The 18,859-nt window shown below is 37.7% G+C and carries 16 protein-coding genes, 1 pseudogene and 1 riboswitch; of the genes and pseudogenes, 13 read left to right on the forward strand and 4 right to left on the reverse strand.

Annotated features, from left to right (window positions below):
• The first annotated feature begins 89 nt into the window (after nucleotides 1–89).
• Complete coding sequence (locus HT691_RS01955) at nucleotides 90–1,580, forward strand: Sau3AI family type II restriction endonuclease (RefSeq protein WP_023932585.1); 1,491 nt, start codon at nucleotides 90–92, stop codon at nucleotides 1,578–1,580.
• A gap of 55 nt (nucleotides 1,581–1,635) precedes the next feature.
• On the opposite strand, the gene HT691_RS01960 is transcribed toward HT691_RS01955, so the two are convergent.
• The 4 genes from HT691_RS01960 to HT691_RS01975 form a co-directional block, all read right to left on the reverse strand.
• Nucleotides 1,636–2,898, reverse strand: coding sequence for a nucleobase:cation symporter-2 family protein (locus tag HT691_RS01960; RefSeq protein WP_004256021.1), 1,263 nt, complete (start codon nucleotides 2,896–2,898; stop codon nucleotides 1,636–1,638).
• Nucleotides 2,898–3,479, reverse strand: coding sequence for a xanthine phosphoribosyltransferase (locus HT691_RS01965; protein ID WP_000770416.1), 582 nt, complete (start codon nucleotides 3,477–3,479; stop codon nucleotides 2,898–2,900). Before HT691_RS01965 ends, HT691_RS01960 begins: the two co-directional genes overlap by 1 nt.
• Nucleotides 3,480–3,601: 122 nt before the next feature.
• Nucleotides 3,602–3,697, reverse strand: a riboswitch (purine riboswitch).
• A 341-nt stretch (nucleotides 3,698–4,038) separates the two neighbouring features.
• The gene (locus HT691_RS01970; RefSeq protein ID WP_023932587.1) at nucleotides 4,039–4,425 is read right to left on the reverse strand and encodes a VOC family protein; all 387 of its coding nucleotides are present in this window, start codon (nucleotides 4,423–4,425) and stop codon (nucleotides 4,039–4,041) included.
• A gap of 11 nt (nucleotides 4,426–4,436) precedes the next feature.
• On the reverse strand, nucleotides 4,437–5,264 hold the full coding sequence (locus HT691_RS01975; RefSeq protein WP_031243250.1) for an exodeoxyribonuclease III: 828 nt from the start codon (nucleotides 5,262–5,264) through the stop codon (nucleotides 4,437–4,439).
• Nucleotides 5,265–5,483: 219 nt separating this feature from the next.
• On the opposite strand from HT691_RS01975, the gene HT691_RS01980 reads away from it, so the two are divergent.
• The 12 genes and pseudogenes from HT691_RS01980 to HT691_RS02035 all read left to right on the forward strand — a co-directional run bounded on the left by HT691_RS01980 (nucleotide 5,484) and on the right by HT691_RS02035 (nucleotide 18,857).
• A complete protein-coding gene (locus tag HT691_RS01980; RefSeq protein WP_023932589.1) occupies nucleotides 5,484–6,383 on the forward strand; it encodes a type II CAAX endopeptidase family protein in 900 nt (299 codons plus the stop codon).
• Entirely contained in the window at nucleotides 6,367–6,633 is a 267-nt protein-coding gene (locus tag HT691_RS01985; protein ID WP_023932591.1) for an autorepressor SdpR family transcription factor, read from the forward strand. The genes HT691_RS01980 and HT691_RS01985 overlap by 17 nt, the downstream gene beginning before the upstream one ends.
• Nucleotides 6,634–7,275 carry an SdpI family protein gene (locus HT691_RS01990; RefSeq protein WP_023932593.1) on the forward strand — a complete coding sequence of 214 codons (642 nt, stop codon included), beginning with the start codon at nucleotides 6,634–6,636 and terminating at the stop codon, nucleotides 7,273–7,275. It abuts the gene before it with no gap.
• A 126-nt stretch (nucleotides 7,276–7,401) separates the two neighbouring features.
• Nucleotides 7,402–7,857, forward strand: a complete 456-nt coding sequence (locus tag HT691_RS01995; RefSeq protein ID WP_023932595.1) for a DUF3290 family protein — start codon at nucleotides 7,402–7,404, stop codon at nucleotides 7,855–7,857.
• Nucleotides 7,854–8,485, forward strand: a pseudogene (locus HT691_RS02000) (DUF421 domain-containing protein). The gene HT691_RS01995 and the pseudogene HT691_RS02000 overlap by 4 nt, the downstream one beginning before the upstream one ends.
• 54 nt (nucleotides 8,486–8,539) lie before the next feature.
• The gene (locus HT691_RS02005) at nucleotides 8,540–10,285 is read left to right on the forward strand and encodes an ABC transporter transmembrane domain-containing protein (RefSeq protein ID WP_000022577.1); all 1,746 of its coding nucleotides are present in this window, start codon (nucleotides 8,540–8,542) and stop codon (nucleotides 10,283–10,285) included.
• The gene (locus HT691_RS02010) at nucleotides 10,275–12,017 is read left to right on the forward strand and encodes an ABC transporter ATP-binding protein (RefSeq protein ID WP_172923205.1); all 1,743 of its coding nucleotides are present in this window, start codon (nucleotides 10,275–10,277) and stop codon (nucleotides 12,015–12,017) included. Before HT691_RS02005 ends, HT691_RS02010 begins: the two co-directional genes overlap by 11 nt.
• Before the next feature lie 129 nt (nucleotides 12,018–12,146).
• A complete protein-coding gene (locus HT691_RS02015; RefSeq protein ID WP_050222922.1) occupies nucleotides 12,147–12,839 on the forward strand; it encodes a sugar transferase in 693 nt (230 codons plus the stop codon).
• Nucleotides 12,840–12,881: 42 nt separating this feature from the next.
• On the forward strand, nucleotides 12,882–14,108 hold the full coding sequence (locus HT691_RS02020) for a DegT/DnrJ/EryC1/StrS aminotransferase family protein (protein ID WP_054392968.1): 1,227 nt from the start codon (nucleotides 12,882–12,884) through the stop codon (nucleotides 14,106–14,108).
• A 1,163-nt stretch (nucleotides 14,109–15,271) separates the two neighbouring features.
• Entirely contained in the window at nucleotides 15,272–17,428 is a 2,157-nt protein-coding gene (pfbA, locus tag HT691_RS02025) for a multi-ligand-binding adhesin PfbA (protein WP_138702788.1), read from the forward strand.
• Nucleotides 17,412–18,158, forward strand: a complete 747-nt coding sequence (locus tag HT691_RS02030) for a protein phosphatase 2C domain-containing protein (protein ID WP_023935650.1) — start codon at nucleotides 17,412–17,414, stop codon at nucleotides 18,156–18,158. The genes pfbA and HT691_RS02030 overlap by 17 nt, the downstream gene beginning before the upstream one ends.
• Before the next feature lie 57 nt (nucleotides 18,159–18,215).
• Nucleotides 18,216–18,857 carry a phosphate uptake regulator PhoU gene (locus tag HT691_RS02035; RefSeq protein ID WP_000945329.1) on the forward strand — a complete coding sequence of 214 codons (642 nt, stop codon included), beginning with the start codon at nucleotides 18,216–18,218 and terminating at the stop codon, nucleotides 18,855–18,857.
• Nucleotides 18,858–18,859 lie beyond the last annotated feature (2 nt).

Below are 18,859 nucleotides of genomic sequence, written 5' to 3' on the forward strand. Positions count from 1 at the left end.
AATCCATTATATACTATTTTCAATGATTGATCAAGTATTAATGTTTGCTTTAGTTTAATTTGATATAATATAAAAGATAGGAGAAGAAAATGGATCAAAACTTATTTAACTATAACGATGAAGATATCGATAGTGTTATTGAATATTCTCACAAACTATTAAATAGAAAATTTTCCGATGTTATGGAGGAGTATAATCGTTCGCTTTATAAATCATATGACGATTATAATGATAGAGTAGTCTCTGAGGTACAAGATAAAGCAATTAGTATGAAGTCAAAAGGGCAGTATGGAAATTATATTGAAAAATATTTCTATGGTTACCAGCCAAATAGTGACTCGGAAGCTGACTTTGAAAAAATAGGTGTAGAGTTAAAAGTTACTCCTTTTAAGATAAACAAAAATGGGACACTTAGTGCAAAAGAACGACTTGTATTAACAATACTAAACTATATGGAGGAAAATTTAGAGGATTTTTACTCCACTCATTTATGGAAAAAATGTGCAAAGATTTTGTTATTGTTTTACAATGGCTTAATTCCCAATCAAACAATGAAGGACTATGTCATTGAAAAAATATTTTTATATGAATGGTTTGAGGAGGATATGGCAGTCATCCTTGAAGACTATCAGAAGATTATAGATAAAATCAAAAATGGAAGGGCACATGAATTATCAGAATCAGATGGAAACTATTTATCAACTTGTACAAAAGGTACAGGTAAAGGAAAGGATTTAAGACAGCAACCATTTAGTCATGAATTAGCAAAACAAAGAGCTTGGGAATTAAAATCAAGTTATATGACCTATCTGATTAATCATAAAATTTTTAACCAATCAGATCAAGAAAGTGTTTTGGCTAATTTTAGGGGTGAAAAAAAGTCATTTACTGAGGTTATTGCAGAGAAGATTCTTTCCTACAAAGGTTTCTCTGAACAAAAGTTATATGATAGATTTGAAGTGAATCCCAAGGCAAAAGGTAAGAATAGTACTCTGATTAGAAAAATTTTAGGCTTGACAGGGGATTTGGATAAGACCAAAGAATTTCAAAAAGCAAACATGAATTTGAGAGTTATTCGAGTAGATAAGAATAATTTACCTAAGGAAGACTCTCCATTTAAAACTTATTGTTTTAAAGAATTAGCAGCAACAGATAGTTGGGAATCATCACATGTTTATAATGAAATTTATAATAAACGATTCCTTTTCGTTATTTTTAAGGAAATTGAACCTAAGCTATTTGTATTAGATTCTATCAAATTTTGGGGATTTCAGGATAGACAATTAGAAGAAATCCAAAGAGTGTGGCAGGAAACTAGACAAATTATTTCTGACGGAGTTAAATTAACTCAAAATGGTAATAAAGTTTCAACTAATTTCCCTCAAAGTAAGATAAATAGAATTCTATTTACGAAATTACATGCTACCAATGCTTACTATGAAATTGAAAAAGGAAAATTTGTTGGGAAAGGCTCATTATCTGATACAGATGAACTTCCAGATGGACGTAGGATTACAAAACACTCCTTTTGGATGCCTAAGAAGTTTATAAAAGAAATATTAGATGGGAATTGGGATTGATAGTATTTATAATCAATTTGTGATAAACAAAAAAAGAGGCTCACACCTCTTTTTCTTATTTCTTTTTATGATTTAATACGGCATTGAGGACAATGGCGAGTAGGCTGGCTACGACGATTCCGTTTGAGAAGAACATTTGGAAGGCTGTCGGCATGCTGACAAAGAGATTACTGTTGTTGAGTCCGACACCTGCAGCGATTGAAACAGCTGCGATAAGGAAGTTATGTTCATTGTTAGCAAAGTCAACACGAGCGAGGATTTGCATCCCTTGAATGGATACAAAACCAAACATCACCAGCATGGCACCACCGAGGACAGGGCTCGGAATGATTTGAGCAAGGGCACCAAACTTAGGAAGGAGTCCAAGGAGAACCAGGAAACCAGCTGCGTAGTAGATTGGCAGGCGAGTCTTGATACCTGATAATTTAACCAAACCAACGTTTTGTGAAAATCCTGTGTAAGGGAAGGTATTAAAGATTCCTCCGAGAAGTACGGCCAAACCTTCTGCGCGGTATCCGTTGCGAAGGCGCGTGCTGTCGATTGGGTCTTTCGTGATATCAGACAAGGCTAGGTAAACACCAGTCGACTCAACCATAGACACCGTTGCGATAATACACATCATGACAATAGATGAGATTTCAAAGGTTGGCATCCCAAAGTAGAGTGGAGTTGGGACATGGACAAGTGGTGCTGCTGCAACAGGAGAGAAATCAACCAAGCCCATGCTAGCAGCAATGGCTGTTCCAACAACTAGACCAATCAAAATAGAGATAGACTTGATAAATCCTTTGGTAAAGATGTTGATCAAGAGGATAATCAGAACAGTGATAGCTGCAAGCAAGAGACTTTGACCAGTTGGCTCTGGAACGTTATTTCCCATATTTCCAATAGCGACAGGGATCAAGGTTAAACCAATCGTGGTAATAACAGATCCTGTTACGATAGATGGGAAGAGATTGGCTACTTTTGAGAAGATACCTGAAACAAGAACCACGTAAATCCCTGATGCGATAAGGGCACCAAACATAGCGCCACTACCATGGCTTTGCCCAATCATAATCAAGGGAGCTACCGACTGGAAGGCAACCCCAAGAACGACTGGTAGCCCAATCCCAAAGTATTTGTTGAGTTGGAGTTGGAGGAAGGTTGCCACACCACACATGAAGATATCTGTGGAAATCAGGTAGGTCAACTGCTCAGTTGAATAGCCAAGGGCTGTCGCAATCATGATGGGAACCAGGATAGATCCTGAGTACATGGCTAGTAAGTGCTGCAAGCCAAGAACGGCTGCTTGCGAGTGTTTTTCTTGAGTTTGCATTAGAGATCTGCCTCCTTAAATACGACCTGACCATTTTCAAAACGATCCAAACGAGCGAGTGATAGAACAGGGTAGCCTGCTTTTTCAAGCAAATCACGGCCATCTTGGAAGGATTTTTCAATCACAATACCGATAGCTTCGACTGTGGCACCAGCTTGTTCGATGATTTGAATCAAGCCTTTGGCAGCTTGGCCATTAGCAAGGAAATCGTCGATAATCAAGACCTTGTCCTCTGGTGAGAGGAATTTTCCAGCGATAGAAACGGTGCTGGTTACCTGCTTGGTAAAGGAGTAAACTTGGGCAGTTAAGATGCCTTCATTCATAGTGATGTTTTTAGCTTTTTTAGCGAAAATCATGGGAACGTTTAAGGCTTCAGCTGTAAAAACGGCTGGGGCAATACCCGACGCTTCAATGGTTACGACTTTGGTAATGCCAGCAGAAGCAAATTTTTCCGCAAAAACCTTACCGATTTCTCTCATCAAGCTAAAGTCAACTTGGTGGGTTAAAAAGGAATCTACCTTGAGGATGTTATCACCCAAGATATGCCCATCCTTGAGGATGCGCTCTTCTAATAATTTCATAAGACCTCCTAAAGTCTAAAAGCCAATCCATTTGCTTGTTTATAGTTTCTAGCAAGAAATAGAAAAAGGACTTACTTAATCTCTAAGTAAGTCCCCAAAATAGGCATGGCAAAAACGACCATACCTCACTCTGACTTACTTATTGTTAGGTGTTCCGGCACCTTGTAGAAACGTCGTGCCAATTCACGACATAAACAAGTAAAATGATATTTAATTTAAAATAGGCTTGAGCCAATGTTTTTATTTTACACCGAATGACTTTAGAAATCAACTATTTTGTTAGTATTTTGGTTTTAAAAAACGAACAAATATAATAAAAATGGGGAAAAATCAACTTATTGGCTAACATTTATACTCAATGAAAATCAAAGAGCAAACTAGGAAGCTAGCCGCAGGCTGTACTTGAGTACGGTAAGGCGACGCTGACGTGGTTTGAATTTGATTTTCGAAGAGTATTAGAAGATTTTTTCATCATAAAAGACATATTATCAAGATTTTTCAAGACCTGACAATATGCCTTTTTCTGATTTGAAATATTTTTTGCTAAACCTTTATTATTCTACTCGCTAAATCTTAAAAAATAACCATCTGGATCCAAAATCGCAAATTCATGGGGATATATAAAGTTATCTCCTACTCGAAATTCTCTTTTTGTCAGGGGACGATGGATAGGATAGTCAGCTTCCATCACTTTTTGATAAAGTTGTGGGACATCCTTTATACCAAAGGATAGATTGACACCTTTTCCAAAAGGGTAGGTAAGGTTAGCCAGTTCCTCGGGGGTTCCTTCCTCTAGCATTAGCTGGCAGTCTTCAAGCGAGAGGAAGAGAAATTTCTCCTCTGGACGATCGTATTTGACAGAGAATCCTAGCAGGTCGCAGTAGAAGTGGAGTGATTTTTCGATGTCAGATACTACAAATTCAGGAATGACAGCTTGATAGTCCATTCGCTTTCTCCTTAGAGGTCAATTTCCAAGACAATCGGTGTATGGTCTTGGCGAGCTCCTGAGTCAATCATATCAGATTTAGTGACCTTGTCTGCGAGACGGTTACTTGTGAGCCAGTAGTCGATTCTCCAGCCTGTATTGTTGATTTTAGAAGTCTTGCTGCGCTGTGCCCACCAAGTGTAGCGTTCTGGAACATCGCCATGAATATGGCGGAAGGTGTCGGTAAATCCAGTTGCCAAAAGGTTGGTAAATCCAGCACGTTCTTCGTCGGTAAATCCAGGTGAACGGCGGTTGCTAGCAGGATTTGCAAGGTCGATTTCATTGTGGGCTACGTTGTAGTCACCGGTCGCAAGGACTGGTTTTTCTTTGTCTAGTTCAGCCAAATACTCCGCATATTTGACATCCCAGACTTGGCGTTCTTCCAAGCGTTTCAAACCATCACCAGCATTTGGTGTGTAAACCTGGGTCACGAAAAAATCATCAAATTCTAGAGTGATGATACGACCTTCTAAGTCCATGGTAGAAGGGGCACCGATTTCTGGGAAGCTGATAGTTGGTGCAAGTTCTTTCTTATAGAGGAACATGGTTCCAGCATAGCCTTTACGGGCAGGTTCTTGGGAAGAGCGCCACGTATTTTCGTATCCTGGGAAGAGTTCTTCTAAAATTTCCAAGTGTTTCTTTGTAGGCCCTTTGGCAGAAAGCTTGGTTTCTTGGATAGCGATAATATCAGCATTTTCAGCGACTAAGGTTTGTAGGACTTCTTGGGACAATTTGGCACGAGCTGAGTCACTAGTTAGGGCAGCATTGAGGGAATCAATATTCCATGAGATAAGTTTCATAAAGTTACCTTTTTCATTCAGATTATAGATTTTATTATACCAAAAAAAGGTCTATTTCCCCAACGTATGGTTTGAAAAATTACTCTTTAGACTTTATCCTGAGAAAATAAAAATTCCCTAAACTATTTAGAAAAAAATCTAAATAGTTCTTGTGTTTAGAATAGAAAGGTGTATAATGTTATTTAGAAAAACATCTAAATAGAAAGTGAAGTTACATATATGTCAAATAAGAGATCAATCCTTCTTTTTGTGGTCTTGACTTATGCCCTTGCTTGGATAATATGGTTGTCACTATGGCTAAGTGGTGTTGGTCTAAATTCTCCATGGAGTCAACTTGCTAGTATTGTAGCCATGTGGATGCCTGCGCTTGCAGTCTTTCTCTCAGGGAAAATCACGAATCAACCTAGTGGAATCAAATCTAAATTAGTCGTGAATCTCAAGAGGAACTGGAGCTTTTACTTACTAGCTATCTGGTTACCAGCAGTCATCAGTTTTTTAGGAGCGGGACTTTATTTTCTTGTATTCCCTAGTAATTTCAGCCTTGGTTTTGAATCTATTCAAGCTATTTTACAAGAAAAAGGAGTCCTTCAATCACCGATTCCCTTATCTTTCTTGGCTTTGATTCAAATCCTATCTAGTTTGACCTACGCTCCTTTTCTTAATAGTTTCTTTGCATTGGGAGAGGAAATTGGTTGGCGTGTCTATCTTTACCCAGCTCTAAGAGGACGCTTTTCAATAGTCCAGACTCATGTCTTGCTTGGTCTCATTTGGAGTCTTTGGCATCTACCAATCAATTTACAAGGATATAATTATGGCCTTACTTATTTTGCTTATCCCGTTTTGGGAGTTGTTGCTATGTTTCTATTTTGTTTTAGCCTAGGAATATTGTTAAGCTGGTTGTTGGAAAAGACAGGTTCTATCTGGGCTTCTGCCCTATTTCATGGGGCAATCAATGCAACTGCAGGTATTGGGTTACTCTTTCAATTACCAGGAGAAAAAGTTTCAAGCCTCTTGATTTTAGGCCCATCACCGACTGGAATGCTATCAGTTCTACCTTGCTTATTCCTAGCCCTACTAATATTACAAAGGGAAAGGAGGCATTATGAGTTTTGCAAATAGCTTTAAAGCCTTATCTCATCCAGTTAGGAGAGAGATTTTAAATTTACTAAAAGCAGGTAGATTATCTGCAGGAGAAATTGCCAGTCAATTCGAGTTGACTAATGCAACTATTTCACACCATCTCACGATTTTGAAAGCAGCGGATTTGATTCATGAAATGAAAGAAAAAAACTTTATTTATTATGAGTTAAATACATCGGTTTTAGAGGATATGATGGTGTGGTTAGCAGATTTGAAAGGAGATCTTTAGATGAAGATAAAAATCAATAAGAAATTGCTATTATTTACGAGTATTCTCATCCTACTATCTTCCCTTGTAGGTTGTGTTTTCTGGTATCAATTGCCAGAGAAGATGCCCACCCATTTTAATCTACTGGGTCAAGCAGATGGCTACAATCATAAAGTATTTGCTATCTTTGGATTGCCTGCTCTCATGCTTTTGATGCATTGGTTGCTTCTATTTTTAATGATTAAGGATCCTAAATCTAGCAATATCAGTTCAAAAATACAAGTTTTGATTTACTGGATTATTCCTTTTGTATCTTGTCTATCAATGATTTCTATCTACGGAGAATCTTTGGGGTATTCCATGATGAGTGGGCTTCTAGCTCAGATTTTTATGGGAGTCTTGATGATCGTAATTGGAAATTATCTACCAAAAACACACCGAAATTATATAATCGGTATTCGACTTCCGTGGACCTTGGAGAGTGATAAAAACTGGAGAAAAACACATCGATTAGCTGGAAAAATTTGGGTGTTAGGAGGATTGTTATTGTTTCTAAATTCCTTTGTGCAACTATATGTTTACTGGGTGTTTTTCTTGACACTTTTCTTTGCAGTGATAATTCCTAGTGTCTATTCTTATCAATTATCAAAATCAGAATCTTGAAATAGCTACTGGAGTCATTAGTTTGAGAAGTTGGTCTGATAGGTCTATTTCCCCAACGTATGGTTTGAAAAATCACTCTCTTTCGTTTATAATGAAGAATGATTTTATGAAAAGGAGTGAAAATAAATGAAATTTTACTCATATGACTATGTGCTTAGCCAAATCAGTCAGCAAAATGGAATCATGATTGGCTTTGGGATTGTGCTCCTAGCTATCACAGGATTTTTTGCTTTTAAGGCTTATCGGGATAAAAAGGGGACTAAGTTTCGGGAATTGGTCATGATTTTGGCCCTGACCTTAGTGGTCATGCTTTTGGTGACAATTTCAAAATACCAGACCAATCAAGCCTCTAACAATCAATTTCAAACTTCCCTTCATTTCATAGAGGTCATTTCCAAAGACTTGGGAGTGGATAAATCAGAAGTTTACGTCAATACTTCTGCAGCCACTGATGGAGCGCTAATCAAGGTGGGTTCAAATTTCTACCGCGCTATGAATGGGAGCCAACCAGACAAGTATCTTTTAGAGAAATTAGAATTGCATCAAACAGACGCTATTGAGTTGGTGGAGGTAAGCAAATGACACTCAACTATATGGAAATTTTAATCAAACTGGCCTTGGGGCTCTTCTCACTTGTTTTGTTATCAATGTGACAGGAAAGGGGAACTTAGCACCTAACTCTGCGACAGATTAAATTCAGAATTATGTTCTCTGTGCTATCATTGGTGGGGTGATTTACAATAGTTCTATCAGCATTTTGCAGTACGAGGTGATTTTACTGATGTGGACTATTTTGGTTTTGACCCTCAAGTGGCTTCATAATATTCGTTTTGTGAAATGTTTGATTGATGGTAAGCCAACTCTCCTCATCAAACATGAGAAGATTGACCTAGAAGCCTGTCGTTCGGTTGATTTGTTTGGGGTGGATGTAACCCTCAAACTTCGTAGCCAAGGGATTTTCCAGATGAAGCAAGTTGAACGAGCTGTGCAGGAGCAAAATGACCAACTCATCGTGGTCCAAATGGGAGATGAAAATCCTAAGTATCTAATTGTGACTGATGGTGTTATCCAAGTAGAAGTCTTGGAATCGCTTGGCTGTAGCGAAGAGTGGTTGATTGATAATCTCGGCAAACAAGGGCATGACAATGTAGCCAATATCTTTATCGCTGAGTATGACAAAGGTGACGTTACAGTTGTAACCTATGAATAAGAAAAACCTGGGGTCGGAGTCTCAGGTTTCCATTTGGAACTAGAAAGGAATTTTATGTCCATTATTCAAAAACTCTGGTGGTTTTTTAAGCTAGAAAAACGCCGTTATCTAGTCGGAATTGTGGCCTTGGTCTTGGTTTCTGTCCTTAACCTCATTCCCCCAATGGTCATGGGGCGGATCATTGATGCTATCACATCGGGGCAATTAATTCAGAATGAACTACTTATTTACCTATTTTACTTGCTTCTTGCGGCCTTTGGTATGTACTATCTGCGCTATGTTTGGCGTATGTATATTCTTGGGACATCCTACCGTCTGGGGCAGATTATGAGGTCTCGCTTGTTTGAGCATTTTACAAAGATGTCTCCAGCCTTTTATCAAACCTATCGGACGGGGGACTTGATGGCACACGCAACCAATGATATCAATTCTTTGACGAGTCTTGCAGGTGGTGGTGTTATATCTGCGGTGGATGCCTCTATTACAGCTTTAGTGACTTTGCTGACCATGCTCTTTAGCATTTCCTGGCAGATGACTCTAGTTGCAATTTTACCCCTGCCTTTTATGGCATATGCGACCAGTCGTTTGGGAAGAAAGACTCATAAGGTCTTTGGAGAGTCACAGGATGCCTTTTCTGAACTCAATAACAAGGTTCAGGAGTCTGTATCAGGTATCAAAGTGACCAAGTCTTTTGGTTATCAGGCAGATGAGCTGGAGTCCTTTCAGGCAGTCAATGAATTAACCTTCCAAAAGAATCTCCAAACCATGAAATACGATAGACTCTTTGACCCAATGGTTTTCTTGTTTGTTGGATTATCCTATGTTTTAACACTCTTAGTCGGCTCTTTGATGGTTCGGGAGGGGCAGATTACAGTTGGAAATTTGGTCACTTTTATTAGTTATTTGGATATGATGGTCTGGCCTCTCATGGCTATTGGTTTCCTCTTTAATATCACTCAGCGAGGAAAGGTTTCTTACCAGCGGATTGAGAATCTTTTGTCTCAGGAATCATCTGTAAAAGACTCCGAGTTTCCTCTGGATGGTATTGAAAACGGGCGCTTGGAGTATGCTATTGATAACTTTGCTTTTGAAAACGAGGAAACGCTAATGGATATTCACTTTAGTTTGGAAAAAGGGCAAACTCTGGGCTTGGTTGGGCAGACAGGCTCTGGGAAAACATCCTTGATTAAACTCCTCTTGCGTGAGTACGATGTGGATAAGGGAGCTATTTATCTAAATGGTCACGATATTCGCGATTATCGTTTGACAGACCTTCGTAGTCTTATGGGCTACGTCCCTCAGGACCAGTTCCTCTTTGCGACTTCGATTTTAGACAATATTCGCTTTGGCAATCCTAACTTGCCCATTTCAGCGGTCGAGGAAGCGACTAAGCTAGCTCAAGTTTACCAAGACATTGTAGCCATGTCACAGGGATTTGATACGTTGATTGGTGAAAAGGGAGTCAGTCTTTCTGGTGGGCAAAAGCAGCGTCTGGCTATGAGTCGGGCTATGATTTTAGACCCTGATATCTTGATTTTGGATGATTCTTTGTCGGCCGTGGATGCCAAGACAGAGTATGCGATTATCGACAACCTTAAGGAGACGCGAAAGGACAAGACAACCATTATTACGGCTCATCGCCTCAGTGCAGTTGTCCATGCAGATTTGATTTTAGTCCTGCAAAATGGTCAAATCATCGAACGAGGCAGGCACGAAGACTTGCTAGCTTTGGATGGCTGGTATGCCCAAACCTACCAGTCTCAGCAGCTGGAAATGAAGGGAGAAGAAGATGCAGAATAAACAAGAACAATGGGCTGTATTGAAGCGCTTGATATCTTATCTCAAGCCTTATGGTCTTCTGACCTTTTTGGCACTCAGCTTTCTCCTAGCGACTACGGTCATTAAAAGTGTCATTCCCCTTGTGGCTTCCCACTTTATCGACCAGTATCTCAGCAATCTCAATCAACTCGCTGTGACAGTGTTGCTGGCCTACTATGGTCTCTATATCCTGCAAACTCTGGTTCAGTATGTCGGAAATCTTCTCTTTGTACGGGTGTCTTACAGTATTGTGAGGGATATTCGTCGCGATGCCTTTGCCAATATGGAGAAGCTAGGCATGTCTTATTTTGACAAGACGCCAGCAGGCTCTATCGTCTCTCGTTTGACTAATGATACCGAGACAATCAGTGATATGTTTTCGGGGATTTTATCCAGTTTTATCTCAGCAATTTTTATCTTTTTGACAACCCTTTATACCATGTTGGTGTTGGATTTTCGTTTGACAGCATTAGTCCTGCTCTTTCTCCCTTTGATTTTCCTTTTGGTCAATCTCTATCGTAAAAAATCAGTCAAGATTATCGAGAAAACCAGAAGTCTCTTGTCAGATATCAATAGTAAGCTGGTAGAAAATATCGAAGGAATTAGGATTATCCAGGTCTTTAATCAAGAAAAGCGCCAGCAGGCAGAATTTGATGAGATTAACCAAGAACACTTGGTCTATGCCAACCGCTCTGTAGCCTTTGATGCCCTCTTGTTGCGCCCTGCTATGAGTTTGTTGAAACTCCTAGGTTATACTGTCTTAATGGCCTATTTTGGCTACCGTGATCTTTCTATCGGGATAACGGTCGGGACTATGTATGCTTTTATCCAGTACATCAATCGTCTCTTTGATCCTCTGATTGAAGTAACGCAAAACTTTTCAACCCTGCAAACGTCTATGGTGTCTGCAGGCCGTGTCTTTGCCTTGATTGACGAGGCAACCTATGAGCCTCTTCAAGAAAATAGTCAGGTTGAGGTTGAAGAAGGCAATATTCGTTTTGAACATGTGTGTTTCTCATATGATGGCAAACATCCTATTCTGGATGATATTTCTTTTTCGGTCAACAAGGGTGAAACCATTGCCTTTGTAGGTCATACAGGTTCGGGGAAATCTTCGATTATCAATGTCCTCATGCGCTTTTATGAATTCCAGTCAGGGAGAGTTCTCTTGGATGATGTGGATATCAGGGATTTCAGTCAAGAAGAGCTGAGAAAAAACATCGGTTTGGTCTTGCAGGAACCCTTTCTCTATCATGGAACTATTAAGTCCAATATCGCCATGTACCAAGAAATCAGTGATGATCAGGTTCAGGCTGCGGCAGCCTTTGTGGATGCAGATTCCTTTATTCAAGAACTTCCTAAGGGGTACGACTCCCCTGTGTCTGAGCGTGGATCGAGTTTTTCAACTGGTCAGCGACAGCTTCTTGCCTTTGCCAGAACAGTTGCCAGCCAGCCTAAAATCCTGATTTTGGATGAAGCGACCGCCAATATTGACTCTGAAACAGAAAGCTTGGTTCAAGCTTCTCTGGCGAAGATGAGACAGGGCCGAACAACTATTGCTATCGCTCACCGCCTTTCTACTATTCAAGACGCCAACTGCATCTATGTTTTGGACAAGGGGCGCATTATCGAGAGTGGAACTCATGAAGAACTCTTGGCCTTGGGAGGAACCTATCACAAGATGTATAGCTTGCAGGCAGGGGCCATGTCCTAACACTCTTTGATTTTCATTGAGTAAAAGAAGGAAATCCTTCAAATTACAGATTTCTTTCACCGCCTTTTCCATTTTGTGGTATAATGAAAAATGTTGACAAATAGTATAATAAAAACAAAGGAGAACAGCATGCTGAAATGGGAAGACTTGCCTGTGGAAATGAAATCAAGTGAGGTTGAGTCTTACTACCAGCTTGTCTCTAAAAGGAAGGGTTCGCTGATTTTCAAGCGTTGCTTGGATTGGGTTCTAGCCTTGGTAGTACTGGTTCTGACCTCACCCATCTTTCTCATCTTGAGCATTTGGATCAAGTTGGATAGCAAGGGGCCAGTGATTTACAAGCAAGAGCGCGTGACCCAGTACAATCGACCTTTCAAGATTTGGAAGTTCCGTACCATGGTGACGGATGCGGATAAAAAAGGGAGCCTGGTGACTTCTGCTAACGATAGCCGCATTACCAAGGTTGGTAATTTCATCCGCCGTGTGCGTTTGGATGAACTTCCTCAGTTGGTCAATGTCCTGAAAGGCGAAATGTCCTTTGTCGGTACACGACCTGAAGTGCCTCGTTACACAGAGCGGTATAGCCCTGAAATGATGGCGACCTTGCTCTTACCAGCAGGGATTACCTCTCCAACCAGCATCAACTACAAGGATGAGGACACTATCATCAGTCAAATGACGGAGAAAGGTCTGTCGGTTGACCAAGCCTATGTCGAACACGTCCTTCCTGAAAAGATGCGCTATAACCTCGTCTATCTCCGAGAGTTTAGTTTCCTTGGAGACATCAAAATCATGTTTCAAACCGTATTTGAGGTACTAAAATAAAGTAGTCATAAGAGAATGAGTACAGATAAAAGGAGCAAATCAATGCCAAATTACAATATTCCATTTTCACCACCCGATATTACGGAATCAGAAATTGCTGAAGTAGCGGATACCCTTCGTTCTGGTTGGATTACAACAGGTCCTAAGACCAAAGAACTGGAGCGTCGCTTGTCCCAATACACACAGACGCCTAAGACTGTCTGCCTTAACTCTGCGACAGCCGCTCTGGAGTTAATTTTGCGTGTGCTTGAAGTTGGGCCTGGTGATGAAGTCATCGTTCCAGCCATGACCTATACAGCTTCATGTAGTGTCATCACGCACGTAGGAGCGACCCCTGTCATGGTAGATATCCAAGCAGATACGTTTGAAATGGACTATGACTTGCTGGAGCAAGCTATCACTGAGAAAACTAAGGTGATTATCCCAGTAGAGCTCGCAGGGATTGTTTGCGATTATGACCGTTTGTTCCAAGTCGTGGAGAAAAAACGTGACTTCTTTACCGCTTCAAGCAAGTGGCAAAAGGCCTTTAACCGTATTGTCATTGTCTCTGATAGTGCCCACGCTTTGGGATCTACTTATAAAGGACAACCTTCTGGTTCTATCGCTGACTTTACTTCCTTCTCATTCCATGCCGTTAAGAACTTTACAACGGCAGAAGGTGGAAGTGCGACTTGGAAAGCCAATCCAGTGATTGATGACGAAGAGATGTACAAGGAATTCCAAATCCTTTCCCTTCACGGGCAAACTAAGGATGCTCTTGCCAAGATGCAATTGGGGTCATGGGAATACGATATCGTTACACCAGCCTATAAGTGCAACATGACCGATATCATGGCTTCACTTGGTTTGGTACAATTGGACCGCTATCCAAGTTTGTTGCAACGCCGTAAGGACATTGTGGACCGCTATGATAGTGGTTTTGCAGGTTCTCGCATCCATCCTTTGGCACACAAGACTGAAACTGTCGAATCTTCACGCCACCTCTACATCACCTGTGTAGAAGGAGCAAGCCTAGAAGAACGCAACCTCATCATCCAAGAATTGGCTAAAGCAGGAATTGCAAGTAATGTTCACTACAAACCGCTTCCTCTCTTGACAGCCTATAAGAATCTTGGATTTGATATGACGAACTATCCTAAGGCCTATGCCTTCTTTGAGAATGAAATTACCCTCCCTCTTCATACTAAATTAAGCGATGAAGAAGTAGACTATATCATTGAGACTTTCAAAACAGTTTCTGAAAAAGTACTAACTTTATCAAAAAAATGACAAACTACAGACAAGCGAAAGTGATCCTGTCCTTAAAAAGTCTAATTGAGTGTAAAAACTGTTGTTTTCAATTGATAATAGTTTACACCTGTAGTTGAGGCTCCTTTCTCCTCAGAGAGAGAATTTTTATAGGATTTTCCTTTCTTGTGGGAGTCCCGTGGTTTGAAATAAGATGTGAGCAATTTGGTGTAGCATTTAGAATCCTTACTAGACATCATTTAGAAAATCTAGTGTCTTGTTCTAGTTTTCAATTCACCCTATTTTTTGAAAGACGTGAGTTTCCATGAGTGAGATTGTGGAAACTCGCGTCTTTTTTTGTTTTCAGAATATTGTTCAAAGTTTTGTGCCTGTCTTTCATGTTCTAGTCATTCTTTTGCATGATAGAATTTATAGCGTTTTGATATTATAATAATACAAATATCCCATATGTTTAGTGAAGCTTGCTATACATCATTAGATCTCCTGCGAGACAATCTATAAAACACTTGTCTACGATTACCTATATACCCTATTCCAGTATTTTAGAAGCACTGCATCTATTTTTATCGAGGTTAAATCTAGCTTTTATAGAAGGTCTATTTAAGAAATATATTGTAGTGTTTTAGTTTCAATCCGCCATATGAGCGATATTCAGGTAAATATCCCTGGCGAATGCTTGTATGACAAGGTATTTGTTCTTTCATTTATAATTTACAACATATCAATAAATTTAAATATAGTAAATGGGATATTTTATATTCAAGCTAAGAAAGATAGCATCATTTTTAAATGGAAGGCTAAAGAGCAAACTAGGAAGTTGGCCATAGATAGCTCAAAACCCTGCTTTGAGGTTGTAGATATAGTAAAATGAAATAAGAATAGGACAAATCAATCGGGATAGTCAAATCGATTTCTAACAATGTTTTAGAAGTAGAGGTGTACTATTCTAGTTTCAATCTACTATAGAACTGACCAAGTCAGTAACCTAGACTTAGGGCAAGGCGGCACTGACCTAGTTTGAAGAGATTTCCGAAGAGTATAAATTTTAATATTTTCTTGTGTTATTCCTTGACAATTCAATTTGGAAAATATATGATAAAGATAATGACAGCGGTGTCATTCTATCTATTTTAAGAAAAGTAATAATCAATTGTTAAAAAATAGTAAAAAAATTGGAGGTTCTGATGAAATATTTTGTTCCTAATGAGGTATTCAGTATTCGTAAATTAAAGGTGGGGACTTGCTCGGTACTATTGGCAATTTCAATTTTGGGAAGCCAAGGTATTTTATCGGATGAAGTTGTTACTAGTTCTTCACCGATGGCTACAAAAGAGTCTTCTAATGCAATTACTAATGATTTAGATAATTCACCAACTGTTAATCAGAATCGTTCTGCTGAAATGATTGCCTCTAATTCAACCACTAATGGTTTAGATAATTCGTTAAGTGTTAATAGTATCAGCTCTAATGGTACTATTCGTTCTAATTCACAATTAGACAACAGAACAGTTGAATCTACAGTAACATCTACTAATGAAAATAAGAGTTATAAGGAAGATGTTATAAGTGACAGAATTATCAAAAAAGAATTTGAAGATACTGCTTTAAGTGTAAAAGATTATGGAGCAATAGGTGACGGAGTTAATGATGATCGTCAAGCAATTCAAGATACAATAGATGCTGCAGCTAAAGGACTAGGTGGAGGAAATGTATATTTTCCTGAAGGAACTTATTTAGTAAAAGAAATTGTTTTTTTAAAAAGTCATACACACTTAGAATTGAATGAGAAAGCTACAATTCTAAATGGTATAAATATTAAGAATCACCCTTCCATTGTTTTTATGACAGGTTTATTTACGGATGATGGTGCGCAAGTAGAATGGAGCCCAACAGAAGATATTAGTTATTCTGGTGGTACTATTGATATGAACGGTGCTTTGAATGAAGAAGGAACTAAAGCAAAAAATCTACCACTTATAAATTCTTCAGGTGCATTTGCTATTGGGAATTCAAATAACGTAACTATAAAAAATGTAACATTCAAGGATAGTTATCAAGGGCATGCTATTCAAATTGCAGGTTCGAAAAATGTATTAGTTGATAATTCTCGTTTTCTTGGGCAAGCCTTACCCAAAACGATGAAGGATGGGCAAATCATAAGTAAGGAGAGCATTCAGATTGAACCATTAACTAGAAAAGGTTTTCCTTATGCCTTGAATGATGATGGGAAAAAATCTGAAAATGTGACTATTCAAAATTCCTATTTTGGCAAAAGTGATAAATCTGGAGAATTAGTAACAGCAATTGGCACACACTATCAAACATTGTCGACACAGAACCCCTCTAATATTAAAATTTTAAATAATCATTTTGATAACATGATGTATGCAGGTGTACGTTTTACAGGATTCACTGATGTATTAATCAAAGGAAATCGCTTTGATAAGAAAGTTAAAGGAGAGAGTGTACATTATCGAGAAAGCGGAGCAGCTTTAGTAAATGCTTATAGCTATAAAAACACTAAAGACCTATTAGATTTAAATAAACAGGTGGTTATCGCCGAAAATATATTTAATATTGCCGATCCTAAAACAAAAGCGATACGAGTTGCAAAAGATAGTGCAGAATATTTAGGAAAAGTATCAGATATTACTGTAACAAAAAATGTAATTAATAATAATTCTAAGGAAACAGAACAACCAAATATTGAATTATTACGAGTTAGTGATAATTTAGTAGTCTCAGAGAATAGTATATTCGGTGGTAAAGAAGGAATTGTTATTGAGGATTCAAAGGGTAAAATAACCGTTTTAAATAACCAATTTTATAATTTATCCGGTAAGTATATATCATTCATCAAATCTAATGCAAATGAGAAAGAACCTGTTATACGTGATAGCGATGGTAATTTCAATATTGTAACGGAGAATGGGCTTTATAAAATTGTAACAAATAACTTAAGTGATAAAAACGAAAAAGAAAAAAACAAAGAGGAAAAATTTAAAACAAGTTCATATGTGCATGAAAAACAATCTAATTCAAATAATGTAATTGATAGTAACCAGAAGAACGGAGAGTTTAACTCAAGTAAAGATAATAGACAAATGAATGACAAGATCGACAATAAACAAGATAATAAGACAGAAGAAGTGAACCATAAAATAGTTGGAGATGGCAGAGAAACTGAAAATCATATTAATAAATCTAAAGAAATAGTAGATGTAAAACAAAAATTACCAAAGACTGGTTCGAACAAGATTATGGAACTATTCTTAACAGTGACAGGAATTGGTTTACTTTTGACACTAAAAGGGTTGAAGTATTATGGTAAAGATAAATAAAATTTGTTCGATACAAGGAAGTTCTGTAGAAAATGAGGATGCTGTAGGTTCACAAAATCAGTATTTTTGGATTATTGATGGAGCTACAGATTTATATAATTCTAAAGAGGAGATAGGTTATTCAGTCTCAGAAGTTGTACATATTTTATCAGAAAGTTTGTCGGTTAATTGTAAAGAATCAAAAACTCTTAAACAAATATTTGAAACTGCTTTACTTGAGGTTAAAGATGAAATCGGTTTAAACTCATATGAATTAACAGAGTATTATCGCTTACCAACATTTGCTTTTATATTTGCTAAACTTTCAGAAAAAAAGTTGGAGTATATGATGCTAGGTGACTGCGTCATGTTAGTAAACGAAATGGAAATAACTGATCATAGAGTAGATAACTTATTTGAAAAAGGGAAAAATGAGATAAAAGATTCAATTGGTACAAATAGTGTTTTAAATAAAAAAATTATTTTACAAAAAATCAGAAAATTATCTAATCAACCGAGTGGGTACTGGATAGGTTCGTTGGATGAGAGATTTTTAGACCATGCTATTATTAATCAAATAGATGTTACTAGTGAACAAATTGTTTTAATGAGCGATGGCTTTTATGAATTCTATCAAAATAATCAAAATAAAACTTTTGAAGAGTTAATTAAGATGAGATTTAATTCTTCTGCTATTGATCCAATCTATGGAAAGAAGGATGATGCAAGTATTCTAGTTATTGATGTTTGATATATTGTTTAAAATATTAATTGTTACTATTGAACTTTGTTAAGAAGAGGTACCTAAATGTTAAGGTTATATTTAGAAAATGAAATTATAGAATTATCAAATAATTTAGAGACCATTTGGGTATCTGTGCTTGATAAATATGAGAAGTTATTTGAATATTTATCAAATGAAGAACGAGTAGAATTGATTAAAGAAGATTTAATCATAAATGAGTCAGTTCTAAATATTGATAAAAAAGGATTTGAGTTAATTTGTTTACAACATCCTGTTTCATATGACTTAAGAAGAATTATTAGTGTAATAAAAATATCAACTGACATTGAACGTATTGGGGATAGAATTGTTGAAATTTTAAAAAATCTACAGATTATTCAAAATAATGAAAATTTGAAGAAAATTATTTCAGAAATAAAAATACTTCATGAAGTTATCGGACAGCATATGAATAGGGCTATATCTTGTTATAGAGAGGAACAATCTGGATGTTTAGATATGGTTGTTATACAAAAACAGAATGAGATAGAAGAGCTTAGTATAAATATTGAAAAGAAAATAATGAATTACATATTTGAAGATGATGGGAATGTTTCTGAAGTAATTGGTGCTTTAGATATTATTCATCACCTTGATAAAATTGCTCATACTACGCAAGCAATTTATAAATGGATAATGTATAGAAAATATGGGAACATAAATTAGAA

The organism is Streptococcus sp. 477, assembly GCF_013277295.1.
Classification (GTDB): domain Bacteria; phylum Bacillota; class Bacilli; order Lactobacillales; family Streptococcaceae; genus Streptococcus; species Streptococcus pseudopneumoniae.

Bases quoted from the DNA above. Each gene is read 5' to 3' on its own strand.
- HT691_RS01990 (WP_023932593.1), top strand. From the start codon at position 6,634: ATGAAGATAAAAATCAATAAGAAATTGCTATTATTTACGAGTATTCTC.
- HT691_RS01975 (WP_031243250.1), bottom strand. From the start codon at position 5,264: ATGAAACTTATCTCATGGAATATTGATTCCCTCAATGCTGCCCTAACT.
- HT691_RS01995 (WP_023932595.1), top strand. From the start codon at position 7,402: ATGAAATTTTACTCATATGACTATGTGCTTAGCCAAATCAGTCAGCAA.
- HT691_RS01970 (WP_023932587.1), bottom strand. From the start codon at position 4,425: ATGGACTATCAAGCTGTCATTCCTGAATTTGTAGTATCTGACATCGAA.
- HT691_RS02030 (WP_023935650.1), top strand. From the start codon at position 17,412: ATGGTAAAGATAAATAAAATTTGTTCGATACAAGGAAGTTCTGTAGAA.
- HT691_RS01985 (WP_023932591.1), top strand. From the start codon at position 6,367: ATGAGTTTTGCAAATAGCTTTAAAGCCTTATCTCATCCAGTTAGGAGA.
- HT691_RS01960 (WP_004256021.1), bottom strand. From the start codon at position 2,898: ATGCAAACTCAAGAAAAACACTCGCAAGCAGCCGTTCTTGGCTTGCAG.
- HT691_RS02005 (WP_000022577.1), top strand. From the start codon at position 8,540: ATGTCCATTATTCAAAAACTCTGGTGGTTTTTTAAGCTAGAAAAACGC.
- HT691_RS02015 (WP_050222922.1), top strand. From the start codon at position 12,147: ATGCTGAAATGGGAAGACTTGCCTGTGGAAATGAAATCAAGTGAGGTT.
- HT691_RS02010 (WP_172923205.1), top strand. From the start codon at position 10,275: ATGCAGAATAAACAAGAACAATGGGCTGTATTGAAGCGCTTGATATCT.
- pfbA (WP_138702788.1), top strand. From the start codon at position 15,272: ATGAAATATTTTGTTCCTAATGAGGTATTCAGTATTCGTAAATTAAAG.
- HT691_RS02035 (WP_000945329.1), top strand. From the start codon at position 18,216: ATGTTAAGGTTATATTTAGAAAATGAAATTATAGAATTATCAAATAAT.
- HT691_RS01965 (WP_000770416.1), bottom strand. From the start codon at position 3,479: ATGAAATTATTAGAAGAGCGCATCCTCAAGGATGGGCATATCTTGGGT.
- HT691_RS02020 (WP_054392968.1), top strand. From the start codon at position 12,882: ATGCCAAATTACAATATTCCATTTTCACCACCCGATATTACGGAATCA.
- HT691_RS01955 (WP_023932585.1), top strand. From the start codon at position 90: ATGGATCAAAACTTATTTAACTATAACGATGAAGATATCGATAGTGTT.
- HT691_RS01980 (WP_023932589.1), top strand. From the start codon at position 5,484: ATGTCAAATAAGAGATCAATCCTTCTTTTTGTGGTCTTGACTTATGCC.